The organism is Acinetobacter lwoffii, from assembly GCF_024129735.1.
GTDB lineage: Bacteria > Pseudomonadota > Gammaproteobacteria > Pseudomonadales > Moraxellaceae > Acinetobacter > Acinetobacter lwoffii_H.
In genome coordinates this window covers 23,027-29,322 of the sequence record NZ_JAMXXK010000044.1, presented here as the reverse complement: position 1 = coordinate 29,322, position 6,296 = coordinate 23,027, and the positions used below count along the sequence as shown (strand labels likewise).

The window sequence follows — 6,296 nt, the reverse complement described above, 5'->3', positions numbered from 1 at the left end:
ACAGTTGTGCTGGCGACCATAGCAAGAGTGAACCACCTGATCCCTTCCCGAACTCAGAAGTGAAACCTCTTAGCGCTGATGGTAGTGTGGGATTACCCATGTGAGAGTAAGTCATCGCCAGCTCATTATTCCAAAATCCCCCTCCGCTAAGGCAGAGGGGGATTTTTTTGTGCGTGGAATTTTAGATAAGATATTTAACATATCTATATCTCAAAGTTGATCAGATTCTTCTGAGACAGAGAATTCCTGTTAATTTGTTTGACCTATTGGGATCTCTGTAAAACTAGCGCTATAAGAGTTTACAAGCTGATCTTATAAACCTTACAAAATAAAAAACCAGCGAATCGCTGGTTTTTTATTGCAGACTATTTTAGCCAAACACGCGCATTACGGCTGCGATTAATACCCAAAGAATGACAATCGCCACGATGGGTTCAACAATCTTTGCCCATGTTGGGGTATTGATAACAATGACTTCTTCGACATCTTGATGCTGCTGATTCTGGCTTACCATTTGATTAAACTCCTTCATTGATGCTTCCAATGATAGCTCTTCTTGCACAATTGGTTTAGAGCCTTTGAGTTCTGTTAGCTTGTTTGTTGTCCAAACCCAATCATCTGCTTGACCAGATAAATGTTCAATTTGCCCGGTCAGTAATTCCTGAATGCTATGGATATTATGGTTGCCGGTATCATGCAGTTGTTTTAATTCAATAAGCTGTAAATGAAAAATTTCTGAAGTGCTGTGCTCAAGCTGGGCTCGATCCAGAGTGGATTGATTTTCCGGACTGGTAGCGAGATGACGCACGATTTCCAGGATATATAATTCATCAGGATGATTGATTTCATTATAAATTTTTTGTGGGTTATGACGCCATTCAGTAATAAGTTTTCCTAAAGTTAAGGCATTGATTTCTGATATATATTTTCGTCTTTCTTCTTTTGTATATTCTTTTAGAAGCTCAGGCTTTTGAGTCTCTATCTGTTCAACAAAATATTGTACTAAATCAAAAGCCATTCACTTGCTCCATTATTTTTAATCTAATAGTCTTAAAGTCGGTTTTTTCTTTGGTTGTTCAGTTTGTTCTTCAGTGCTTGATTTTAAAGCATCTTCATCATTTTGTGTATGCTCATATTCACCTGGATCAAAGAATAAACCTTGACCATTTTCACGTGCATAAATACCGAGTACTGCTGCCATAGGCACATAAATATCACGAGAAACGCCACCAAAGCGAGCCGAGAAGCTAATGGCATCATTGCGCATATGCAGCGCATGCACGGCATGTGGCACAATATTCAGAACAATCTGTCCATCTTTAATAAACTGCTCAGGAACCATGGTATTTGGGCGTGTGGCATCCACCAGCAGGTAAGGCGTCATATTGTTATCGCAAACCCACTCATAGATTGCACGTGCCATATAGGGACGGGTAGGGCTAAGGTTGAATTCTTGTTCGGACATGATGTTTCTCTATGGATGTTTGAGTTGCACTGAATAACGGTTCTTTTCCTGCAATGTCATGGATTTTACAAAGGCAGGACGACTAAAAATTCGTTGGCAATATAAATAAAACGGACGGCATTGCTGCTGTGGTAATTCTACGCCCATCTGTTTCAGACGGATAAAAATTGGTGCCAACATACAATCCAGGATACTAAATTGTTCAGACATAAAATAGGGAAAATGCTGGAAGAGTGGCATCAGAGAAATCAGGATATCCTGTAACTGCTTTTGTGCCTGAGTTCTGGCTTTCTTATCTAGCGTATCAGGATGGCGTAACATGATATCAGCCAGCTTCAGCCAGTCATTTTCAAAGCGCCAGATATATTGTCGTTGCTCTGCGCGCGGCATTGGAGCATCGGCATACAGTTTATTCTGACGATAACGATCATCTACATATTCAGAGATAATTGAAGTATTAAATAATTTGAGTTCATTTTCGATCAGCATCGGCAATTGATTATAAGGATTGAGACTGGCCAGATCCTCATCATCGGCATCCACCAAAATCAGGTTATATTTAATCTGTTTTTCGGTAAGCACATAGCGAATCCAATGGGAACGAAAGTCATCGGCATGACTATAGAGAGTGATTCCTTGAAGAGGCGCGCTTTCGACTGACATAAATCCTGATGAGCTTCTAATGAATAGACTAGGATACTAAAATTCAACCTAAAAAGCACCAAGCATCAAAGATCAATCGGCTTGAGCCGAGGTAGATTATAAGAAAAACAACTGGAGGAAAATAAGATGCTGATCAAGCTTCCTGTCATTTTGCTGTTTATCTGTATTGGGATCGCAAATTATTATTTGATGAAGTCATTCTGGTGTCACGAAGGGGTATGGGGTAAGGATGTACATGAACAATAACAAGAAAAAAGTTCTAAATGACCCACTAACCGCCATAAAAAAACCCTGGAAAATCCAGGGTTTTTTGTCCGATTCGGTAAACGAATTAACGTTTAGAGAACTGAGGACGTTTACGAGCTTTACGTAAACCAAGTTTCTTACGTTCAACTTCACGAGCATCACGAGTAACGAAACCAGCTTGACGAAGAGCAGGTTTTAAAGTTTCGTCAGAAGCGATCAATGCACGAGTAATACCGTGACGGATAGCGCCTGCTTGACCACCAATACCACCACCAGCAACAGTGATGTAAAGGTCATATTTGTCAGTAGCTTCAAGAAGCTCAAGTGGTTGGTTAACAACCATACGAGCAGTTTCACGACCGAAATACTGTTCAAGAGTACGGTTGTTAATTACGAGTTTACCAGTACCAGCTGATAGGAAAACACGTGCAGTTGCGGTCTTACGGCGACCTGTACCATAATTAGTAGCCATGTGCTGTTATCCCTTAGATGTCCAAAACTTGTGGCTGTTGAGCAGCGTGTGGATGCTCAGTACCTGCATACACTTTCATTTTCTTGATCATTGCATAACCAAGAGGACCTTTAGGTAACATACCTTTAACAGCTTTTTCTAGAACTGCTTCTGGTTTGTGAGCGATTAACTTTTCAAAGTTAGTCTCACGGATACCACCAGGGAAACCAGTGTGGCGATAGTATTTCTTATCTTGTGACTTTTTACCAGTCACAGTGATTTCTTCAGCATTGATAACAACGATGTAGTCGCCAGTGTCAACGTGAGGAGTATAAGAAGTTTTATGCTTACCGCGTAAACGACGAGCGATTTCAGTCGCAAGGCGACCTAAAGTTTTGCCAGAAGCATCAACAACGTACCAGTCGTGTTGAACTTCAGCTGGCTTAGCGCTGAGAGTTTTCATTAAACCACTACCTATTATAGTTGGTTTGGACTATGGAATCTGTCCAAACTAAAGGAGACGCGATTCTAAACGAATACGTGAAGAATCACAAATGAAAATTAAAATTTCAAGCGCTGTATTTTATCTAATCTCCCTGGTGAAAGAAAGACCTAAGCCTTTATATGCTACAAAAACTGCAACTATATTTGTAACCATAGTTTCAATGGTATCAAAATATTGATTTATAAGTACTCTTTGCAATGATTACTACAGCGTAGGCGTGATCGGGTTATAATATTTCTCAGCTTTGCCAAATTGAGAAGATGATGCTGCCTTTATATGTCACCAGTGGGGAACCTGCCGGAATTGGTCCTGATATTTGCTTGAGTCTTGCAGATCGTGTTGATGAGCGCCCAATTGTGGTATTGGCGGATATTCATATGCTCGAGCAACGTGCTCAGATACTCAAATTATCGGTTGAGCTGATTGAATATCAAGAACAGGAGTCATCTTCAGGCATCGGTCAGCTATTTGTAGAGCATGTTCCCGTGCAGCAAGACGTCGTATTGGGTGAGCTGAATCCGAACAATGCGGCTTATGTACTGGAGCAACTGCGTCGATCTGCAGACTATGCCATGTCTGGAAAAAGTGTCGGCGTCGCCACTGCACCTGTACAAAAATCTGTAATTAATGAAGCAGGCATTTTTTTTAGTGGACATACCGAGTATTACCAGGAATTTGCTGGTGTCCCGCGTGTGGTCATGATGCTGGCCACCAAAACTTTACGCGTAGCCTTGGCCACCACACATCTTCCGCTTCGTGCCGTGGCAGATGCGATTACGCCTGAACGCTTACATCAGGTGATTGATATTCTGATTCACGACCTGAAGTCCAAATTCAAGATTGAACAGCCAAAAATACTGGTTTGCGGTTTAAATCCGCATGCCGGTGAGGGTGGTTATTTGGGGATGGAAGAAATTGAAGTGATTAATCCGGTACTCGAAAGCTATCGTGCCCAAGGTATCAACATGAGTTTAAGCCTACCTGCTGATACTTTATTTACCCCAGAAAACCTAAAAGATGCTGATGCTGTTCTGGCGATGTATCACGATCAGGGTTTACCTGTGTTAAAATCACAGGGTTTTGGTGAAGCCATTAATATTACCCTCGGCTTACCGTTTATTCGAACTTCTGTTGATCATGGCACAGCACTCTCCCTTGCGGGAACGGGACTTGCGAAAAGTTCCAGCCTGCACGTTGCTGTCGATTTAGCCCTCGATCTGGCGCGCCACTGATTATTGTTCATCACTCACGTTGGAAATGTTTTTATGTATCAAATTAATGCCTTAAACCCAAAAGATGAAGGGCATCAGGCTCGAAAAAGATTTGGTCAAAACTTTTTACATGACCAGCGTGTCATTGCCAAAATTGTACGCTCAGTCAATCCGCGTCCAGGTCAGAACATTCTGGAAATTGGCCCGGGTCTGGCCGCTTTGACTTCACCTTTAATTGGTGAATGTGATGCCTTAACCGTACTTGAGCTGGATCGTGATCTGGCTGCTGGCCTGCCGGGTCGTGTGCCGCATCCGGAACGTTTAACCATTATTGAAGCCGATGCCTTGAGGTATGATTATTCTCAATTGTTTCAGGAAGATCGTCCATTACGTGTCGTCGGTAACTTGCCCTATAATATTTCAACGCCACTATTATTCCATCTCTTGGAATTTGGTGACAAAGTGCAAGACATGCATTTCATGCTGCAAAAAGAAGTAGTGGATCGCATTACTGCATCACCCAATACCAAAGAATATGGCCGTCTGTCGGTGATGATTCAATATTTCTGTAAACCGACTTTCCTGTTCGAAGTGCCACCTGGATCTTTTAATCCGCCACCAAAAGTGACCTCAGCGGTATTCCGTTTAGAGCCTTATAAAGTTAAACCGATTATGGCGAAGAATGAAAAAGCGCTGACACGACTGGTATCGCATGTATTTACCCAGCGTCGTAAAACTCTGCGTAACAGCTTGAAGGGTATGCTGGTTGAAGAGGGTTTTGAAAAAGCGGGTGTTGACCCGATGGCACGTCCAGAAACCCTGACCCTTGAACAGTTTGTTGCACTTTCAGATCAAATGGTGGCATAAATTACGATGAACCGTACTGCTCGATATAATTATGTGATTGGTGATGTTCAAGGCTGTTTTGAGGCCTTGAAAGCTTTGCTTAAAGAAATCCAGTTTGATGCAGAACAAGATTTTATCTGGTTTGCTGGAGATTTGGTTGCACGTGGTGAAAACTCAATTGCAGCATTGCGGTTTATCAAAAAGCTGGCTGAGCAAGGTGCGGCTGCGACGGTCTTGGGAAATCATGATTTGACTTTGCTGGCTTATGCCCGCGGCATCAAACCGGTGAAAGAAAAAGACAATGTTCGTGATGTGATTGATGCGATCGACAGTGATGACTTGATTGACTGGCTGCGCAAACAGCCAATGTGTCTATTTCCAAATGAGCAGACTATCCTGACGCATGCTGGGATTCCGAATATCTGGAGTGCACAAAAAACTGCTCAATTGGCACAAGAAGTCGAAGCGATCATTGCTCATGATGACTTCGAGGTGCTGGATGATTTTCTGAAAGAAATGTTCGGGAAAGAACCCGCACTTTGGTCGGATCAGCTACAAGGCCATGAACGTATTCGCTGTATCGTGAACTACCTCACCCGAATGCGTTTAACTGACGCTGAGGGACGTCTGGAATACAGCTTTAAAGATGCGCTGGATGATCCGATGCCGGAAGGATTTAAACCTTGGTTTGAGTTTGAATCACAGGCCGCACAAACTCATCAGATCCTGTTTGGTCACTGGGCCGCCTTGAACGGTAAAACCATTTCGAACAAGATTCAGAATGTAGATGGCGGTTGTGTCTGGGGTAATCAACTCATGGCATTCCGCCTAGAAGATCAGCAGATGTTTGCAGTGGATAATCCGGTGATGTAAGTAAAGCTATTAAAAAAGCCACGTGATTACGTGGCT

General features: G+C 42.5%; 8 protein-coding genes and 1 rRNA gene. 4 read left to right on the top strand and 5 right to left on the bottom strand.

From position 1 onward, the window contains the following. The first annotated feature begins 8 nt into the window (after positions 1-8). Positions 9-123 (top strand): 5S ribosomal RNA (gene rrf / locus NI469_RS12275). Between the two features lie 247 nt (positions 124-370). On the opposite strand, the gene NI469_RS12270 is transcribed toward rrf, so the two are convergent. The 5 genes from NI469_RS12270 to rplM all read right to left on the bottom strand — a co-directional run bounded on the left by NI469_RS12270 (position 371) and on the right by rplM (position 3,288). Continuing rightward, a complete protein-coding gene (locus tag NI469_RS12270; protein WP_004281678.1) occupies positions 371-1,018 on the bottom strand; it encodes a hypothetical protein in 648 nt (215 codons plus the stop codon). An 18-nt stretch (positions 1,019-1,036) separates the two neighbouring features. Continuing rightward, entirely contained in the window at positions 1,037-1,465 is a 429-nt protein-coding gene (locus NI469_RS12265; RefSeq protein WP_253175318.1) for a ClpXP protease specificity-enhancing factor, read from the bottom strand. 9 nt (positions 1,466-1,474) lie between these two features. Continuing rightward, positions 1,475-2,128 (bottom strand): glutathione S-transferase N-terminal domain-containing protein, encoded by a 654-nt coding sequence (locus NI469_RS12260; protein WP_153566430.1) that lies wholly within the window; start codon positions 2,126-2,128, stop codon positions 1,475-1,477. 331 nt (positions 2,129-2,459) lie between these two features. Next, positions 2,460-2,846, bottom strand: a complete 387-nt coding sequence (gene rpsI / locus NI469_RS12255; RefSeq protein ID WP_004281681.1) for a 30S ribosomal protein S9 — start codon at positions 2,844-2,846, stop codon at positions 2,460-2,462. Positions 2,847-2,859: 13 nt separating this feature from the next. Then, complete coding sequence (gene rplM / locus NI469_RS12250; RefSeq protein ID WP_004281682.1) at positions 2,860-3,288, bottom strand: 50S ribosomal protein L13; 429 nt, start codon at positions 3,286-3,288, stop codon at positions 2,860-2,862. A gap of 305 nt (positions 3,289-3,593) precedes the next feature. Between rplM and pdxA the strand changes: the two genes are divergently transcribed. The 3 genes from pdxA to NI469_RS12235 are packed head-to-tail and all read left to right on the top strand — an operon-like array spanning position 3,594 to position 6,260. Beyond that, a complete protein-coding gene (pdxA, locus tag NI469_RS12245; RefSeq protein WP_253175317.1) occupies positions 3,594-4,562 on the top strand; it encodes a 4-hydroxythreonine-4-phosphate dehydrogenase PdxA in 969 nt (322 codons plus the stop codon). Between the two features lie 33 nt (positions 4,563-4,595). After that, positions 4,596-5,408, top strand: coding sequence for a 16S rRNA (adenine(1518)-N(6)/adenine(1519)-N(6))-dimethyltransferase RsmA (rsmA, locus tag NI469_RS12240; protein WP_253175316.1), 813 nt, complete (start codon positions 4,596-4,598; stop codon positions 5,406-5,408). Between the two features lie 6 nt (positions 5,409-5,414). Next, complete coding sequence (locus NI469_RS12235) at positions 5,415-6,260, top strand: symmetrical bis(5'-nucleosyl)-tetraphosphatase (RefSeq protein ID WP_253175314.1); 846 nt, start codon at positions 5,415-5,417, stop codon at positions 6,258-6,260. Positions 6,261-6,296 lie beyond the last annotated feature (36 nt).

What these genes read in the sequence shown, in the direction of transcription:
- rpsI (WP_004281681.1), bottom strand. Translation starts at nt 2,846, where the DNA reads ATGGCTACTAATTATGGTACAGGTCGCCGTAAGACCGCAACTGCACGT.
- rplM (WP_004281682.1), bottom strand. Translation starts at nt 3,288, where the DNA reads ATGAAAACTCTCAGCGCTAAGCCAGCTGAAGTTCAACACGACTGGTAC.
- NI469_RS12270 (WP_004281678.1), bottom strand. Translation starts at nt 1,018, where the DNA reads ATGGCTTTTGATTTAGTACAATATTTTGTTGAACAGATAGAGACTCAA.
- NI469_RS12235 (WP_253175314.1), top strand. Translation starts at nt 5,415, where the DNA reads ATGAACCGTACTGCTCGATATAATTATGTGATTGGTGATGTTCAAGGC.
- NI469_RS12260 (WP_153566430.1), bottom strand. Translation starts at nt 2,128, where the DNA reads ATGTCAGTCGAAAGCGCGCCTCTTCAAGGAATCACTCTCTATAGTCAT.
- pdxA (WP_253175317.1), top strand. Translation starts at nt 3,594, where the DNA reads ATGCTGCCTTTATATGTCACCAGTGGGGAACCTGCCGGAATTGGTCCT.
- rsmA (WP_253175316.1), top strand. Translation starts at nt 4,596, where the DNA reads ATGTATCAAATTAATGCCTTAAACCCAAAAGATGAAGGGCATCAGGCT.
- NI469_RS12265 (WP_253175318.1), bottom strand. Translation starts at nt 1,465, where the DNA reads ATGTCCGAACAAGAATTCAACCTTAGCCCTACCCGTCCCTATATGGCA.